Source organism: Natronococcus amylolyticus DSM 10524 (genome assembly GCF_000337675.1).
GTDB classification, from domain to species: Archaea; Halobacteriota; Halobacteria; order Halobacteriales; family Natrialbaceae; genus Natronococcus; species Natronococcus amylolyticus.
On the sequence record NZ_AOIB01000018.1, the window covers coordinates 24,806 to 41,328 of the forward strand.

A 16,523-nucleotide genomic window follows, 5' to 3' on the forward strand; every position below is an offset into this window, starting at 1 on the left:
GACCGTTGGCTACCTAAAGATACGTGTAGCAGAGAGACTCTCTCTTTCCTGAGTTCATATATCCAACATCATTGTTGATGTTCTGGAGGATCGGCCCTCATAGAACTCAAATGACTTGGAATCTAAGTGCTGCTGACTCGAACGAAACTGACGATCGTCTCTCGACTGCCCGCTTCGACGGAGCGGATATCGACCGCCGAACGTTCCTCTCGCTCTCCGCGGCGACGGGTGCGGCGCTCGCAGTACCCGGGACTGCGGCGGCCGACGTAACCGGGGAACCGATGACCGACGAGTACGCCTTCGTGGTCAACCACACGCCCGAAGCGTACGAGGCCGCGACCCTCATCGAGTTCGCCGATCGGGACGATCTCGCAGCTTTCGCGGACGCGTACGAGGACGAGGGCCTCGAGCGCGCACCCAAAGCGGTCACGCGGGACTCGCCTTCACCTGCCGCCCACGCACACCTCACGGCCGATGAAGTCGAAGACGTTCTCGAATTCGACGGAATCGAGCGCATGGCGTTCTCTCCGGGCGCAAACCCCTGGTGGAAGCTCGAGGCCCCCTACGAGCAGGGGGTCTTCCCGCCCGTCGAAGAGGCCCGAAACTACCTCGGTTACGAGGAGACGGCTCAGGCGCTCGAGTACCTCGAAACGACCGCCCCGGACCGGATCTCTGTCGAAACGATCGGCCAATCGCCGGGGTGGGAGAATCGATTGACCGACGAGGAGTCCGACCCTCGCGACATCTACGTCGCCGAAGTGACGAACGACGTTCACGACGAGTCGTCGTTCGCGAGCAAGGAGAAGGTCGTCTACTCGTTGAACATCCACGGCGACGAGCGTGCGGGAACTGAGGCCGGTTGTCGGCTACTCGAGGAGATCGCGTTCGGCGAGGCCGAGGCGTTCGAACCGCTGCTGGACGACGTCGTTCTGTTGTTCCTGTTTACGAACCCCGATGGCTGGGTCTCGCGCAAGCCACAGACCCACATTCCGTGGGTCGAAGAACACGACACCAACTTCCAGCGCGGGAACGCGAGCCAGTTCAATGAGCAGCCGGTCGACACGAATCGCCAGTACCCGACGATCGGGTGGACCGATCCCAACTTCCGGCCGGCCGAGCCCGACGGTGCACCCGAGGAGTTCCACGACCTCGTTCCCGACTCGCTGGCGATCGTCGACCACTTCCGTGGGTACGACAACGTGGAGTTCCTTTGTGACTACCACGGGATGTACACCGCCGATCACATGGTGTTCAACCTCGAGACGAACGCCCCGTTCGACCACGACGGCACCCACGATCTGGACGAGGTCAACATCCGAATCGGTGAGGGAATGCACGAATTCTGGGGCGATATCGGTGCCATCGCCGACGACATCGAGGCCGCCAGCCAGGCGATGTACGACGAATCGTTCGTCCCGGACGGGGACAGCTACGAGGGGCTGTTCGACTGGGGGACGATCTACGACTCGTTGTCCTACCAGATCACCGGCGGTTTCCTCTGCTGGGCCGGCCAACCCGAGGCGTTCGGTGGCCTCGGCGCGATCACGGTCGCTCCGGAGGTTATTCTCTCGAACCACTCCGAGGACGCACAGAAGGAGTGGAAGCCGTACTGGTCCCGCCACTACGAGGAGGCCTACCGCATCTCGATGCGCGAGTACGCCGAGATAGCGGCCCAGACGACGACTGCGACCGTCGCCACGGCAGATCAGGATACGGCGTACGTTACGACGGACGCGCTAACGCGGTCCTCGGCCGATTTGCCACACACCGATACCGGTCCGGGCGAGGATCCGTCCGGCGACGGCCACGGCTCCGGGGCCCGCCGGAGCCACGACGTCGTCCAGCCCGGTTCCGGCGGAAGTACGCGAATCACGGCCGAAGCCACCGACGCCTCGCAGTCGATCTTCATCCACCTCGAGGGCGTCGGAAACGCGACTCAGGGCGTTATCCGTCTGCTCAACCCTGCAGGGAAGGTCGTCCGCGAGATCGACCTCGAGGCGAAGGCGGATCCGAACGACTCGACGGTCCGAAAGCACGACTACGAGGACATCTGTATCCGTCATCCCGAGACGGGTCAGTGGGACGTCGAGATCGAAAGCGACGCCAAGATCAGTGCCAGCCTGACGACCGTCGACGCCGAGAACGGGATCCCCGATCCCGAGGAAGTACTGGGGTACGAACAGCGAGAGTACCTCGTCAATCCAATGCAGTTCTTCGCCGATCTCGAGCCGTATCTCGAGGACGGCGACATGGACGGCCTGCGCGTTCACGACGTTCGTATCGGACGCCTGCTCCGGGGCGAGTCCGGCCAGCGCCACTACGACAAGCTCGTCGTCTCGCACGACGACGGGATTGACGATCAACAGTACCTCGAGGCGATCGAGGCGTTCGTCGAGGCCGGCGGCGACCTCGTGCTCACGGACGCGGGTGTGAACCTCCTCGGAGCACTCGAGGTCGGCGACGCCGCGTCGATCACGACCGACGACGTCCGCAACGTCGAGATGCAGTTTGCGAACCTCGAGGACCGAGCGTTCGACCACCCGCTACTCGCCGGGATTCGGCCGCGCCAGCAGGAGATCTGGAAGGGATCCCAGCTGGGGTACACGACCGACGTCGACCAGCCCGCGACGACCGTCGATCCGGACGCGTTCGCCGCCGCCGGCGGTTCGATTGCCGGGACGTTCGCGGAGTACGAAGACGGAAGCGAGGAGCCCACCGGGACCGGTGTCGGTGCGGGAATCCTTTCGGCAGACGGAGCCGAAATCGCCGTCGTCGGATCGGTCCTCCCGCCGGCCCAGCAGACGGAACTTCACCCGTTCGGGATGGCAGATTACGCCGTCTCCTTCATGGGTCACACGCTGCTGTGTAATGCACTCGGCTTCGAGCAGTGCCGATACGCCGAGGGAGAGCTCGTGAGGACGTACGGCGAGATCAGATAGCACGAAACGACGAGGGTATCAGACCCCCTCGAGATCCAAACCCGCACGCGCACTTTTATTCGCTCGAGTGAATCGGCACGCGGGCCACCGCTCGCACAAACACGGTACCAGAAAGTCGTTCGTTTCGCTCGCGGAGAGCTACCGCAGCGCCTCGAGGTCGAACTCGAAGGCCGCGACGGGCACCTCGAGGTCGTGCTCGACGAGCACTTTCGGGTGGATCTCGCCGACGACACCGACGACCTCGCCGTCGATGACGACGTTGGCCGCTCGACCCGGGATGAAGGTCGGATGCTCCGTGGCGGGCGTCTCGAGTTCGACGTTGAAATCGCGGGCGAGCGCCTGAAGCCGCGCCTTGGCGTCCTCGTAGCCCGAATCGTGGCTCGCGAGGACGGCCCCAATGTGGCGTCCCTCGCCGACGCCCGTGTTCTCGGTTTCGTCGAGTTCAGCGGCGAAGCCGACCTCCGAGAGGTGTTGTGGGTACGCGCGGTGGGTGTTGTTCTCGAGGACCTGCAGCAGCGAGGGCAGACACCAGGTTCGGAGCATCGTGTAGTCCTCACTGTAGGGCTCCTTGATCGTCGCGGGCTCGCCCGCACCGTAGGCGTCAGTCCCCGGTTCCACGTCGAGCCGTTCGTAGTTCTGTCCCTCGTCGATCATGTGGAAGTTGAGCATGTCCTCGAAGCCGAGGCCGACGAGCTGCGTTCGAGCCGCGCGCTCGAGCCGCGAGCGCTCGTGACGGCCGCCGACGGTGCCGACCTCGGGGTAGCGGGGCTCGAGGTCGTTGAACCCGTAGGCCCGTCCGAGGTCATCGATCACGTCGAGCGGGTGAAGCACGTCGACGCGGTAGGGTGGGATCGTCACCTCGTAGACGAGATCGCCCGTCGACACGTCCTCGGCTTTCGACTCGTCCGAACCTACCGGGCCGTCCCGTTCCTCGAGTCCGTCTCGGTCCTCCAGGGGTGTGATGGAACTCTCGTCGTCGCCCGTCGCTTCGTCCTCGCTTCTCGTGGCGTCGAGCCCCGAGCGCTCGGCCAGATCGATCACCTCGTCGGGATCGAGATCGATTCCGAGGAGGGTCTCGATACGGTCGTGGGCGACCCGCTTCGTCTTCGTCGAGAGGTCGGGGCGCACCAACTCGCTGTCGGGGTACTCGACCCGGACGTCCTCGAGCGTCGCACCCCGCGCTGCGAGCGCGTAGCAGACGATGTTGAGCATCTTGTCGATCGTCCACTGATCGGTGCCGGTCATCTCGACGAACAGATCCCGGGAGTCGGTCGAGACCTCCGTCCGCCGACCGTTGATGACTGGCGGGAACGAGAACAGACCGATGTCGTCGTAGATCGCTGGGTAGCGCTCGTACTCGCTGACGAGGTCGGCGTACTCTCGGCCCGTCTGGTGTTCCTCGAGCACCTCCGCGGGCGTCAGCTCGGCGTCCGAATCGAGGGGGACAAAGCGGTCCTCGTCGGGTTCAACGCCGACGTACTGGATGGTCGGGTTGCCCTCGGTAGCCGGACTTCCCTTGAGCATCGTCAGATCGTGAATCCCGATCGCGCCCTTCGCACGTTTGCGACCCATCGTCGCGTGAAGCTTCTCCTGAAGCTGGATGAGCGAGTCGAGGCCGTCCTCGTCCAGATCGACGTCGCGGATCACCGCGCCCGTGACGTAGGGTCGCTCGTCGGGGACCGACCCCTCGACCTCGATCGTCCAGTCGGCGGCGTTCGTCGAGGGGACGTGCACGCCGCGGGCGTCGCCGTACTGGTAGCGCATCGAGCGCGCGACGCCCTCGACCGAGAGCCGATCGAGGCGGTCGGGCGCGAACTCGAGTTCGAACTCGTCGTCCTCGGTCCAGCCCTCGAACTCGAGGCCGAGGGCGAACAGGTCCGCCTGCAGTTCCTCGTCGCTCTTCTCCTCGCGGCCGGTCAGTTCGCGCAGTTCGTCGGGATCGATGTCGACGGTTGGCATTAGTAGGTCACCTCCGCGTTCCGCAGGAACTCGAGGTCGGCAAGCGTCCCGTGGAGGTCACGGATATCCTCCGCGCCCGTGGCGAGCATCGCGAGCCGCTCGAGCGCCAGCCCCCAGGCCATGACGTCGCAGTCGACGCCCAGCGGCTCGAGCATTTCCTCGCGGAAGATCCCCGAGTTACCGATCTCGATCAGTTCGCCCGTCGTGGGGTGTGTCCCAAAGAGCTCGAAGCTCGGTTCGGTGTAGGGGTTGTAGTGCGGTTTGAACTGAATATCCTCGATACCGAACTGGGCGTAGAACTCCTCGAAGGTGCCCATCAGATCGCGCACGGAGAGGTCCTCGGCCATCACCCAGCCCTCGATCTGGTAGAACTCGAGCAGGTGGGTCGCGTCCAGGGTGTCGTTGCGGTAGGCCTTCTCGACGCTGAAGAACCGCGCGGGCGGTTCGATCTCGCCGATCTCGGTACCGGAAAGATACCGTGTAGAGAGCGAGGTCGTGTGCCCCCGCAGGGCGAGCGCCCGCGCGAAGTCCTCGTCCCAGGGCGAGTGATAGCCCTCGCCGTCCTCGCCGACGCCCTCGCGGTGGGCGCGCTCGACGCGTTCGACCAGCCCCTCCGGGAGATCGTCGATGTGAGTCGGCTGCTCGAGGGCGAAGCGATCCCAGTGCGTTCGCGCTGGGTGGTCCTGGGGCATGAACAGGCAGTCGTTGATCCAGAAGTCCGCGTCGGCGTGGGGGCCGTCCATCTCCTCGAACCCCATCCCGACGAGGACGTCCTTGACCCGCTCGGACATCTCCCGGAGGACGTGGACGCACCCGCCCTCGACGGTCTCGGCGTCGGCCTCGACGTTGTACTCGGCGAACTTGACGTCCTCCCACTCGCCGCTGGTGAGCAGTTCGGGGGTCACCTGGCCGACGGTCTCGGCAGTTTCGACGCCGGCCATCAGCTCCGTCACGCCCTGCTCGGTGAGTTCCACCTCGCGGACCGTCGACTCGGCGACCTCGGCGAGCCCGCGGCGCTCGAGCTGGTCTAAAACGTTACTCTCATCGAGCGTTCCCTCGCCCGCGAGTGACTCGAGGGCGTTGGCCTCCGGATCCGCGGCGGGATCGGCGTCGGGGTCGGCCGTGATCTCGCCGCTGTCGATCGAGCCGTACCCCTTCCGGGCGTAGTTCGAGAGCGCGATGTCGACCGCCGCGCCCTCGAGTCCCGAACTCCCGATGACCTGCCCCATCGGGGCGGGATCAGCGTCGGCGCCGGCCTCGAGGGCGGCCTCGTAGAGCCGAACCTCGGGCAGGCCGTCCCCGACGTACGTCCGTCCCTCGTCGGTGAGCGAGATCGTTTCATCGACGCGCTCCGTGACGGCGACCAGTCCCTGCTCCTCGAGCTCGAAGGCCGCCCCGGTAACGGTTTCGGGCGGCAGGTCGGTCGCCGCGGCGAGGGCGTCGACGGGCGTCGCCTCGTCGGCGTTCGCGGCCTCGAGGACCGCGACCTGTGATTCTGGTAGTTGCATTCGCTTGTCTGAATGGCTGTCGGTCGGTCAGTTAGCGGTTCCGACTCCGTTCGACGCGTCCTCGACTCGAGTTCGGCACCTCCAGCGTCGCTCGAGGGCGTGACGGGACGCGGACGGTTTCGCCGAGGGTGATCGGTGTGGTCGCCCTCGAGTCCACCGGTCCGGTTACCGGGCGAGAAAGAAGCCGAACCCCTGAGCCGTAGCTGACTGGCGGACGACGCGCCGATCGCGGGGTTCGGATGCCATGTGCGAACGATTGCGACGGTGGTGCAAAAACGTTACGTGACGCTCGCTAGTCGGGGTTCGTAGAATCGATCCACACAACGCGTTCGTCGGCGATACTCCGAAAACCCCGAACCCGTTCGAGGAAGACAGGCGACCGTAGGACCGCAGCCGCAGGCGAGGACCGCACGGAGCCTCCCGACTCGAACGGGTTCGCCCCTTTCAGTCCCACCCGACGGTGGCCCGGTAGGGGTGGCCGTTACGGTCCAAAAGACGGAGCCTGTGGACTCGATCAGGCCTTCCGCGGCGACTCGAGCTCGATGTCAGCTGCCTCGAGCAACTCCTCGACCTCTGCGCGTTTCTCCTGGTGTTCCTCGAGGAACTCCCGCATGAGCTGGGCGGCCTGCTCCTTGCAGTCGCCACAGAGCCGTTCGCCGCCGACACACTCGTCGTACACCCGCTTTGCGAACTCGTCGTCGTCGCCGGCCAGCAGGTAGGCGTACAGCTCGTAGACCGGGCACTCGTCGGCCTTTCCCCCCTTCTCGCGTTGCTCTTCGGCCGTTTCGCGGCCCCCGGTCGTCGCGGATTTGACTTTGTCGTACCCCGTCTCAGGGTCGTCGAGCAGCGAGATGTGCGAGGCGGGAACTGACGAGGACATCTTGCCGCCCGTCAGCCCGGTCATAAAGCGGTGGTAGATCGACGACGGCGGACGGAAACCGTAGCCGCCGTTGTCGACCTCGACCTCACGGGCCAGCTCTTCGGCCTCCGCGCGGTCGATTTCGAAGGCGTCGACGTGGTTCTCGTAGACGCGCTTCTCGCCGTCGATCGCGTCGATGAGGGCGTCGAACGCCTCGTCGGTCGCCCGGCGGTCGAAGAAGCGGGTCCGCGGACGGACGGGTTCCATGCCGGCTTCCTCGAGTTTCGTCAGGACCGAACTCAGGGTGTCGGCGGGGACGGAGAGCTCCTCGAGGGGGGTCCCTTCGATCGCCTCCGCAACGTGGACACACCGGAGCTGGTCGTCGTCGAACTCGGCCGGGTCGAGTTTCTCGTGGAAGTCGGCGACGAGGTCGCGCTCCGCGTCCTCCAGTTCGAAACTTGCGTACGCCTTCGAGACTTTGAAGAACCGGGTCCGCTCGGCCAGGTCGCGGGCCAGGCGAACGTGGGGATCCTGATCGGGCCCGACCGGGATAACGGTCGGTTTGGGCCCCTCGAGCTGGGGGTAGAGGATGTCGGCCATCTGGGTAACGACCGACTGCATGTGCGAGACGTCGGTCTCGCCGTCGAAGCCGTAGATCGCCTGGAACTCCGAGAAGTTGGCGTCGGCGCCGATATCGAAGGCCAGGTCCTGGACCTCCCGGTTCGTCGACTGGCGGTACAGCGTCCCCTCATCTGGGTCGAACCCGAGCGCGAGCAGCGAGAGCAGGTAGTCTCGGGCGTGCTCGTCGATCTCGTCCCAGCTCATCCCGCGGGCCGAGTTCGCCTCGAGGTCGGCGATCAGCCCGTAGGCGTCGGCGCCCTGCTGCTGGTGCCAGATGATCTCGTCGAAAACGAGCTTGTGGCCGATATGGGGGTCGCCGGTGGGCATGAAGCCCGAGAGGACCGCGGCGTCCTCGCCCTCGCGCAGCGCCTCGGCGACCGGTCGGTAGTCCCGGTGGCCGAAGATGACCCCGCGACGCATCAGGTAGTGTGGGTTCGGTACCTCCTCGAGGACCTCGTCGAACTCCTCGATGCCGAACTCCTCGAACAGCTTTCGGTAGTCGGAGACGGCCGAGGAACCCCACGGGTCCAGCGCGACGTCGTCAGCTCCGGCTGCCCCGCCGTCCGCGATCGGTTCCCCTGACTCGGACTCCTCGACTGGCTCGTCTCCGGTCATTAGCTGCGTTTTGGCGCGCCAGCGCGCAAAAGGCTTCGGCTTCGCGACTCGAGGTCGATCCGTCGAGGGTCGTTTCGTGAAACGGTTGTCGTCACCTCCCTGAGCCGTACTATCGACCGCGGTCGACCGCCGTCAGCGCAAATTTTTGTCGGATTGTGGGAATAGACGCGTACTGAACTGATGCCGACTATCGAACACTCTCCGGACCACATCGCTCACAAACTAGTCACGAACACCGGCTCTCCCGCCAGAATCTACCTGGCGGGCGAGACGCTCACGGTTCCCACGAAACCGTATCGAAGCGGAACGCCGCCGACCATCGAACTGTCCGTTTCGCACCTCGATGCCGTGATCGAGCGTGCTGACGTAGTCGATGGTGGACACAACGTCGCAGGGTTCGGCGGCCTCCACATACCGGCTTCGGAGTGGGAGCGAACCGGACTCGGACGGCACTGGAACGCGGACGGCGCCGCGGTTGGCGAACCGTTTTCGAACACCGCCCGACGGCTCGAGGTGTGGGCCAGTCGGGAGGATGCACTCTACGAAAGCGAACGCGACGATTGGTCGTTCGATCACCTCGAGCCGGTTCCGGAGACGTCACCGCTGGTCCGGGAGTGGGAACCTCTCGCTAATGACGGACCCGATCGGCCGCCGGTTCCATTATCGACCCCGGAGCTCGTTCTCTCCGTTCTGCACGCCGAGGACGCAGCGTCGCGAACCAGCGGCTTCGACCGGCTCGAGGTCGGCCGAATCGACGGTATCGAAATCCTCGATGAGCTGGAAGTGTGGCCGACCGAGCCCGAAGTCGAGACGGTGGATATCGACCCGTCGCCTCGACACCCGCGCGTCGACTACGACGCGCTCGACCCGCTGCCACAGACCGACGACGTCCTCGCGGTGGTTCACGCGATTAATCGCCACGCAAAACGGTTCGACACCGAAGCCGATCGAGCGTACCGGATCGGCGACGGTGCCCGGGCTCGTGTCTACTCGCTCAAGAAGAAGGCCCTGTACAGAACGAAGACGGTCGCGGTTCACCGGCTCGTCAAGATGGATCCGGAGCGAACGCGGGTGGCCCGTCACGATCTCAACGGCGTCGACGAGATGTACTGCTTCTATTTCGGGGACGAGTATTCGTTCCATCAGCCGATCCCTGCGGTCGCTGACGAGCTACTGGACGATATCGCCGCCGACGATTTGGAGACGACGGCGATCGATTTCGAGCCGTCGGCGGAGATGCAGGATCTCGAGTACTCGCTTGACGAAGCGCTGTGTTTCCTCGCGAGTCACCGGCTCGACGCTACCGACTACCTGGACGCGACGGCTGTAGAAGACTACGACCGGGGAGTCGAGCTCTCGACGACGTTCGACTGTCTCGAGACGGACAACCCGACTGACTCGAGCCACAGCGATCGGTAGCGTGAAGCGTCAGCGAACCCAACCGGGACCGAATGCGGAGTCACGTGTTCGACCACGGGATCGAAATCGACGACTCGAGAATCGACGCGTCCTCGGAGACGATCCGCGAGCAGCTGCGCGAGTACGAGGACGGCGCCCGCAAGACGTTCGCCCTCGAGATCGAGTACCCAGAGGACTTCACGGGAGCCGTTATGCGATCGATCGCGGCGATTCCGTTCGGCGAGACCCGCACCTACGGCGACCTCGCGACGGAGCTCGAGACGGCACCGATCGCCGTCGGGCAGGCCTGCGGTCGGAACCCGATCCCCGTCGTCGTCCCCTGTCACCGCGTCGTGGGTCACGACTCGCCCGGCGGGTACGGCGGCGGCCTGGAGCTGAAACGGTGCCTGCTCGAGCACGAGGGAATTGCGGTTCCGGAAGCCAAACGCCGGTAGCTCGGAGCTAAACCCGCACCGATCCGCCGGTCGTGAGGAGCGCACGATGACCATTGCTTCCGCCAAAAGGACCATTAGTGACAACGACAGTTCAAGTTACGATGAGCTATCGGGATCGCTTCCGTCCACACGTCGTCGGGGCAGGACGGAACGGCGGACTCCTCCTGTTAGCAGTAGGTGTCCTCTCGTTGCTCTTCTCCGTCGGGTTCGTCCTCGACGTAGTAGATATCAACCTTTCTCTCGGCTGGCTCGTAGTCACGTTCGGGATCGCTGTCACCGCAGGAGCGGTGCGGGCGGGTCTCGTTCCGACGATCGGTGCGCTGTGGCTTTTCGCCCTCTGGTGGTACGTCTTTCCACCGCTGGTGGGCTATCTCACCGGGAACTGGGCAACGGGCTCTCGGTACACGTACCCTCGGCTGTTGGACTACGGGTATACCTCGGCGTACGACGAACTGGTCGGCGGGATCGAGAGCGGCGTCGGGTTCGGTCTCCCGCTTGCGATCGTCGTCGGAACGGTTGGATACATCGCTGGAACCGCCATTTCGTGGTACTCAACACGCTAACGTCTCGCCTGTAGACAACGGTCGTGGGATTCCTCAGGGCGTCAGCCGCTCGAGCGACCACCACTCGATCCCGTCATCGCCAACCAGGGCGAACACCATCGTCTTACGGACCCCGTGGGCCAGCCGGACGTCGAGGGCGATGTCGCGGGGCTCGAAGACGTGGTCGTCGGGGTGGACCCGCACCAGCAGCTCGGAGTGACCGAGATCGTCGACCGAATCGACGTCGGCGTAGGTCCGGAAGTCCGCGCCGAACTTGTAGCCCGTCTTCGGCACGAGCCCGCGCTCGCGTAGCTCGGCGTAGACCCGCAGCCGGCGGTCGAACCGCTCGCCTTCGACCTCGCGGCCCCGTTCCCGGACGGTCGCGGGCTCGAGGTCGAGTGCGCCCCCCTCGGCGAGGTAGGTCGCCTCGAGCAGCGAACACTGCAGCGTCGGCTCGTCGTACTCCCGGCCCTCGAGAGGCTGGCCGTAGAACGTCTCCTCGTACAGCTCGAGGGGTGGTTCCCAGACGACCACGCGGTCGGCGAGCAGGTCCGCCTCACAGCTCTCGGGGAGTCCGGACGCCGAGGAGCCCGCAGGATCCCGGCGGTTCACCTCGAAGTACGTGATCTCGCTTTCCTCGTCGACGACCGCGAGGACGCCCGCCTCGAGGTCTCGGCCAGCGACGTCGGTTCGCTCACCCAGCACCCGCAGGGCGTAGGCGATCTCGCCGTCCCCGGGTCCCTTTCCTCGGGGGAAGACGGCGAACTCCGTCTCCGGGGGGTCCTCGACCCACGGCTCCGCTGCGGGCGAGAGGTAAAACCCCCGCTCGCGGAGGTCGGCGTAGACCAGGAAGCGGACACCGAAGTCGGGACCGGGTTCGCGGGCCAGCAGCGACCGGAAGTCGAGTCGCTCGTCGCCGTCGACAACGGCCGCGAGGTCGCCCCGGTAGAGCAGGTGGGCCGCCTCGACCGGCGCGAGGGCGATCTCGTTGCCCTCGAGCGGGTAGCCGTAGCCCCGCGAGTCGTGATAGCGCTGGCGGGCGTCGCCGCCGACGCGGACGACGCCGTCCTCGAACCGCCCCTCGAGTGACATACCCGGCTCTTTGCCGGGGATCACTAAGTGGCTGTGGATCCTGTCGGAGCCGGCTCCGGCCAGTTCAGTCGTCGACGCCGGCCTCGACCCGGTACTCGCCGACCCGGCCGCAGGTCGCGTCGAGACAGCGCGCGCCGGTTCCGGTCTCGAACGTCGGCAGTCCACAGCCGCAGTCGCCGTCGACGACGCCGGCGGGCACCGCGAATCCGGTGTCGCAGTCGGGGTAGTGCTCGCAGCCGGCGATCAGTCCGCCCCGCCGGAGGATCCGAAGATCGCCGTCGCAGTTCGGCTCCGGGCAGTCCCACTCGCGGTCGAACGCCTCGCGGACGGCCTCGTCCAGCGACTCACAGCCTCGGTCGAGACAGACGTCGAACGCGAGCCCGCGCTCGACACGCATTCGTGGGAGGCCACAGTCACAGCGCTCCTCGCGGATCGTCGCGTCCGAGGGTATCCCGTAGCGGTCGCCGCAGTCGACGCAGTGAACTCCCGAGGAGCGAACGAGAGCCCCATCACAGTTCGGACAGGTTCCGACGGGCGTTCCCGCGGCCGAGGCCGGGTAGTGGGCGAACCCCTCCTGTTCGTGGGCGGCGATCCGCAGCGTCTGGGTGTCCTTCTTCGCGACGAGCGTAAAGTCGCCCGCCCGGTCGCTCGAGACGCTATCGGCCCGGGTGAGCCAGGCGACGGGCTGGTAGCCGTCGATATCGTGGACGAGCACGGTGTTGTCGGGCTTGACGATCGTCGTTACTCGACCGCGGTACTCCGCTCGGTCGGCGTCCTCCGCGATGACGGTGCAGTCGCCCGCGAGCACGCGGATGGAGTCGTCGATCATGAGGTCGTTGGCCGCGCTTCGGTACTTAAATTCGAGGGCGAGAGTCGGGTTCTCGGGCACAACGTTACGCTTTTTCCCAGCCCGCGAATCCACGACGGTATGGCGGATTCGAACGAGGGATTCGCCGGATCGGTGAATCCATCCCGGCTCGAGGACGACGTCGCGGCCCTGGCACGGGCGCTGCGGGCAGCCGAGGAACCGGACGACGAACTCCGACGGCGAGCGGAGTCGGTTGCCGGAGAGCTGCAGGACCTTCTCGCAAAAGCCAACGGCGGACACGCATCGATCGACACCCGAACGGGTGGAACGATCACGCCGCTGGCTCCCGAACCCGAGCGGATCGAGCTGGCCGATGTCGCCCATGCGCTGTCGAACCTCAGTCGGTTCGCGGGACAGGCCAAGTGCTTCTACAGCGTCGCTCGCCACTCGGTTCACGTCAGCCGCGAGGTCGAGGCCCGGGACGGGGGTCAGGCGGCGCAGCGATGGGGACTGCTCCACGACGCCAGCGAGGCCTACCTCTCGGACGTCCCCGCCCCGGTCAAGCGGAGCCTTCCGGGGTACACGGCCGCCGAGCGTCGGCTCCAGACGGCCGTCCGGGACGCGGTGGGACTCGAGTTGACGGCCGAGGACGAACGGCTGGTCGACGTCGTAGACGGCGCGATCGGGCGGTACGAGCTCGCGGTTCACTTTCCGAGCGAACGCCGAGAGAAACCCCAGCTCGAGGTCGCTCCCGCGGATATCGATCCCGATACCGAACCGAAAACACTGTTCCTCGAGCGGGCACGTGAACTAAATCTCGAGTGAGCCGAAAACGGATCGAGCGAGGCGAAAGGCGGAGCCGACGGGTTACTTGACGGCCGATTCGGCCATCCGCTGTGGGAAGCCGACGATGAGCGCGATCAGCCCGTCGGCCTCCTCGTCGTCGCGGAGGTAGGATCGAATGCGTTGACTGACCATCTCGACGGCGACGATCAGCACGAAGACGACCAGGATTCCGGCCATCATGTTGTCGTAGGCGCGCATCCCCTGCTGGACCTCGATGACGACGCCGATACCGCCGCCGCCGAGCAGTCCGAGCGTGACGGCCTGGCGGACGTTCACCTCGAAGATGTACAGCGTCCAGGCGATGAAGGAGGTCTTGACCTGGCTCAGCATGCCGAAGCTAACCGTCTGGGACTTCGAGGCGCCGGTCGTCTCCATCGCCTCGATCGGTCCCTCCTTGATCTCCTCGAGTTCGTCGGTAAAGAGACGGCCGAGATTGCCGATCGTGCTGACGAAGATCGCGATCGTCGAGGTGATCGCCCCGAGTCCGCTAAGCGGGATGAAGATGAAGAACCACACCAGCGCGGGGATCGCGCGGGAGACGGCCATGATCGACCGGAAGATGAAGTTAAACGGGAAGGGAGTCACCCGGCCACTTCCCAGGACGCCCAGTGCGAGCGCGAAGGGGATTCCAAAGACGGTTCCGACGAACCCCATCGCGAGCGTGATTCCAGCCTCGAGCGGCAGGTTCTCCTCGATGAGGAACTCGAGGTCCGGGACGTAGTTGACGATCTGGTCGGTGAAGTACGGCCACTGCTGGTAGAGGTAGCCAAAGGAGAAGTCCATCAGCCGTATCGAGCCGTACAGTGCGGCGACGAACAGCACTGAGAGGAGTCCGTACATGATCCACCGGACTCGGCGGGTGAGCCGGATCTCCTCTAACCGTTGCTCGATGGCGCTGTCGGTGCTCATTGGGTCGCCTCCCGCTTGTCGTCGCCGGTCGACAGGAACTCTTCCATGTCGATGCCGCCGTACAGTTCGTCGATCACGTCGAGGGTCAGTTCGTCACCGTAGCCGTCGAAGACCAGCTTTCCGTCCGCAAGCCCGATGAACCGCTGTCCGAACTGTCGAGCGAGGTTGACCTGATGGAGGCTGATCATCGCGGTCAGGCCGCGCTGTTCGGCCGCGGTACGGAGATACCCCATGACTGTCTGTGCGCTGCCGGGATCGAGACTCGCGACCGGTTCGTCGGCGAGCAGGATATCCGACTCCTGAACGAGCGCCCTGGCGATGCCGACCCGCTGTTGTTGGCCACCGCTCATGCGACCGGCTCGCTGCTCGGCCTCGTCGAGCAGTCCGACCGTCTCGAGCGCCTCGAGCGCTCTGATCTTGTCCTCACGGTCGTTAAACCGGAGCACGCTCTCCAGGTAATCGGCCCGGCTCAGCGCGCCGGTGAGCGCGTTCGAGTACGCGCTCATTCCCTCGATGACGTTGTGCTGCTGGAAGACCATCGAGACGTCGTTTCTGTGGGACGTGACCGGTTCGTCCTGGACGTACACTGCGCCTTCGGTCGGCGCGGCGAGTCCGTTGATACACCTGAGAAGCGTCGACTTTCCCGACCCCGAGATGCCGAGGACGACGACGAACTCCCCCTCTTCGATCTCGAACGAGACGTCGTCGAGAGCGACCGTCTCCCCGTACCGTTTTGTAAGGTTTTCTACTCGAATAGCGGACATGATTAAATTTGGGTGCGGTACCTATCGTGTCTGGCCGCTACTCTTCCTCAAAGTCTTCGAATTCGAGTCCAAGTTCGTCGAGGACCTCGTTGACCGGTTCGTAGTCGTCCATGCTGGCTTCCTCGATACCGGTAAACCAGAGTTCGTAGTCCTCGCCGACGTCCTCGGGGATGAGGTCCTCCTCGTCGGCCGAAAGCAGCGCCTCTTCGATGTCCTCGCGGACCGGATCGTCCCACTCGCTGCGGGCCATGATCGGCGCTCGAGGCAGCGGCTCCGAGACGTCGAGCAGCTGTAGTTCCTCCTCGTCGTCTTCCAGTGCCGACCCGGCGCCGTCGTACTCCGCGGAGTGCTCGACGAACTCCTCGTACTCGTCGAACTGCTCCTGGGGTATCTGGGGCGCGGACGCGAACGCACCCGTTGCCGCAGCCGCGACCGTATCGTCGTTGACCATCTGTTCGCGGGCCGTGTCGTGGTCGCCCGCGGTCTGGATCTCGAGGTCCTCCGCATCCCCCTGCGGGAAATCACCGATATCCAGTCCCGTGTCGCTCAGCATCGTCGCCGGTGCCAGCGTTCCACTGAACGACATCAGCGCGCCAACGGCGATCGACTCACCTTCGAGATCCTCGACGCTCTCGATGTCGCTGTCCGGCGTGGTGATGATCGTCGAAAAGTACAGCGGGCCGCCGAAGGCCGTCCGCATCCCGAGGACGTCGGCGAACCCCTCGCCGCCCGGCACCGCCGTCGGCGACGTGTCGGCCATCTCCGCTTGGTTGGCGTCGAGCGCCTCGAGGGTCTCGACGTAGCTGCCGGCACGGATGAGTTCGATCTCGGCGCCGGTCTCCTCCTCGAGGTACTCCTTCATCGGCGTGTACTCCTCGATGATGTCGGTCTGTTCCTCCGCCGGGTTCAGAATGAACCGAACGGCGTCGCCGTCGCCGTCGTCGCCGTTCCCCCCGAGACAACCAGCCAGCCCCGCCAGTCCGACCCCTCCGGAGGTCGCCAGAAACGTTCGTCGTGTGCTATCGCCACAGCGTGGTGTCCGGACCATACATAGTACGGTAAGTGAATCGGGATAAAGTCAATGATAGTTTCGCAGTATGGGCGGTTTCTTTTCATATTTATCGCTACAAGACCGATAAAATCTCACGAGCGATCATCGACCGCCCGATCGGATTTCGGTCGGATTTAATACCTGTACGGACGACCAC

13 protein-coding genes are annotated in these 16,523 nt (G+C 65.1%); 5 read left to right on the forward strand and 8 right to left on the reverse strand.

Annotated features, from left to right (window positions below; all coding sequences use genetic code 11):
• Positions 1 to 110 precede the first annotated feature (110 nt).
• Positions 111 to 2,939 carry a M14 family metallopeptidase gene (locus tag C491_RS08205; RefSeq protein ID WP_005555161.1) on the forward strand — a complete coding sequence of 943 codons (2,829 nt, stop codon included), beginning with the start codon at positions 111 to 113 and terminating at the stop codon, positions 2,937 to 2,939.
• A gap of 138 nt (positions 2,940 to 3,077) precedes the next feature.
• Here C491_RS08205 and C491_RS08210 read toward each other — a convergent pair whose 3' ends face one another.
• From C491_RS08210 to C491_RS08220, 3 genes are all read right to left on the reverse strand, one after another.
• The gene (locus C491_RS08210) at positions 3,078 to 4,898 is read right to left on the reverse strand and encodes a phenylalanine--tRNA ligase beta subunit-related protein (protein WP_005555162.1); all 1,821 of its coding nucleotides are present in this window, start codon (positions 4,896 to 4,898) and stop codon (positions 3,078 to 3,080) included.
• Positions 4,898 to 6,406, reverse strand: coding sequence for a phenylalanine--tRNA ligase subunit alpha (gene pheS, locus C491_RS08215; RefSeq protein WP_005555164.1), 1,509 nt, complete (start codon positions 6,404 to 6,406; stop codon positions 4,898 to 4,900). The genes C491_RS08210 and pheS overlap by 1 nt, the downstream gene beginning before the upstream one ends.
• A 514-nt stretch (positions 6,407 to 6,920) precedes the next feature.
• Complete coding sequence (locus C491_RS08220; RefSeq protein WP_005555165.1) at positions 6,921 to 8,501, reverse strand: tryptophan--tRNA ligase; 1,581 nt, start codon at positions 8,499 to 8,501, stop codon at positions 6,921 to 6,923.
• Between the two features lie 180 nt (positions 8,502 to 8,681).
• Here C491_RS08220 and C491_RS08225 point away from each other — a divergent pair, with 180 nt between their 5' ends.
• The 3 genes from C491_RS08225 to C491_RS08235 all read left to right on the forward strand — a co-directional run bounded on the left by C491_RS08225 (position 8,682) and on the right by C491_RS08235 (position 10,917).
• Positions 8,682 to 9,920, forward strand: a complete 1,239-nt coding sequence (locus C491_RS08225; RefSeq protein WP_005555166.1) for a hypothetical protein — start codon at positions 8,682 to 8,684, stop codon at positions 9,918 to 9,920.
• A 32-nt stretch (positions 9,921 to 9,952) separates the two neighbouring features.
• Entirely contained in the window at positions 9,953 to 10,354 is a 402-nt protein-coding gene (locus C491_RS08230) for a methylated-DNA--[protein]-cysteine S-methyltransferase (protein ID WP_005555167.1), read from the forward strand.
• 101 nt (positions 10,355 to 10,455) lie between these two features.
• Complete coding sequence (locus C491_RS08235; protein WP_005555168.1) at positions 10,456 to 10,917, forward strand: hypothetical protein; 462 nt, start codon at positions 10,456 to 10,458, stop codon at positions 10,915 to 10,917.
• Between the two features lie 33 nt (positions 10,918 to 10,950).
• On the opposite strand, the gene endA is transcribed toward C491_RS08235, so the two are convergent.
• Complete coding sequence (gene endA, locus C491_RS08240) at positions 10,951 to 11,988, reverse strand: tRNA-intron lyase (protein ID WP_005555169.1); 1,038 nt, start codon at positions 11,986 to 11,988, stop codon at positions 10,951 to 10,953.
• Positions 11,989 to 12,052: 64 nt separating this feature from the next.
• Positions 12,053 to 12,817 (reverse strand): DNA topoisomerase I, encoded by a 765-nt coding sequence (locus C491_RS08245; protein WP_049891626.1) that lies wholly within the window; start codon positions 12,815 to 12,817, stop codon positions 12,053 to 12,055.
• 99 nt (positions 12,818 to 12,916) lie between these two features.
• Here C491_RS08245 and C491_RS08250 point away from each other — a divergent pair, with 99 nt between their 5' ends.
• Entirely contained in the window at positions 12,917 to 13,621 is a 705-nt protein-coding gene (locus C491_RS08250) for a hypothetical protein (protein ID WP_005555171.1), read from the forward strand.
• A gap of 42 nt (positions 13,622 to 13,663) precedes the next feature.
• On the opposite strand, the gene phnE is transcribed toward C491_RS08250, so the two are convergent.
• From phnE to C491_RS08265, 3 genes are read right to left on the reverse strand one after another with little or no spacing between them, the layout of a single operon-like run.
• Positions 13,664 to 14,551 carry a phosphonate ABC transporter, permease protein PhnE gene (gene phnE, locus C491_RS08255; protein ID WP_005555173.1) on the reverse strand — a complete coding sequence of 296 codons (888 nt, stop codon included), beginning with the start codon at positions 14,549 to 14,551 and terminating at the stop codon, positions 13,664 to 13,666.
• Positions 14,548 to 15,315, reverse strand: a complete 768-nt coding sequence (gene phnC, locus C491_RS08260) for a phosphonate ABC transporter ATP-binding protein (protein ID WP_005555175.1) — start codon at positions 15,313 to 15,315, stop codon at positions 14,548 to 14,550. The genes phnE and phnC overlap by 4 nt, the downstream gene beginning before the upstream one ends.
• Positions 15,316 to 15,352: 37 nt before the next feature.
• On the reverse strand, positions 15,353 to 16,363 hold the full coding sequence (locus tag C491_RS08265; RefSeq protein ID WP_005555176.1) for a PhnD/SsuA/transferrin family substrate-binding protein: 1,011 nt from the start codon (positions 16,361 to 16,363) through the stop codon (positions 15,353 to 15,355).
• Positions 16,364 to 16,523 lie beyond the last annotated feature (160 nt).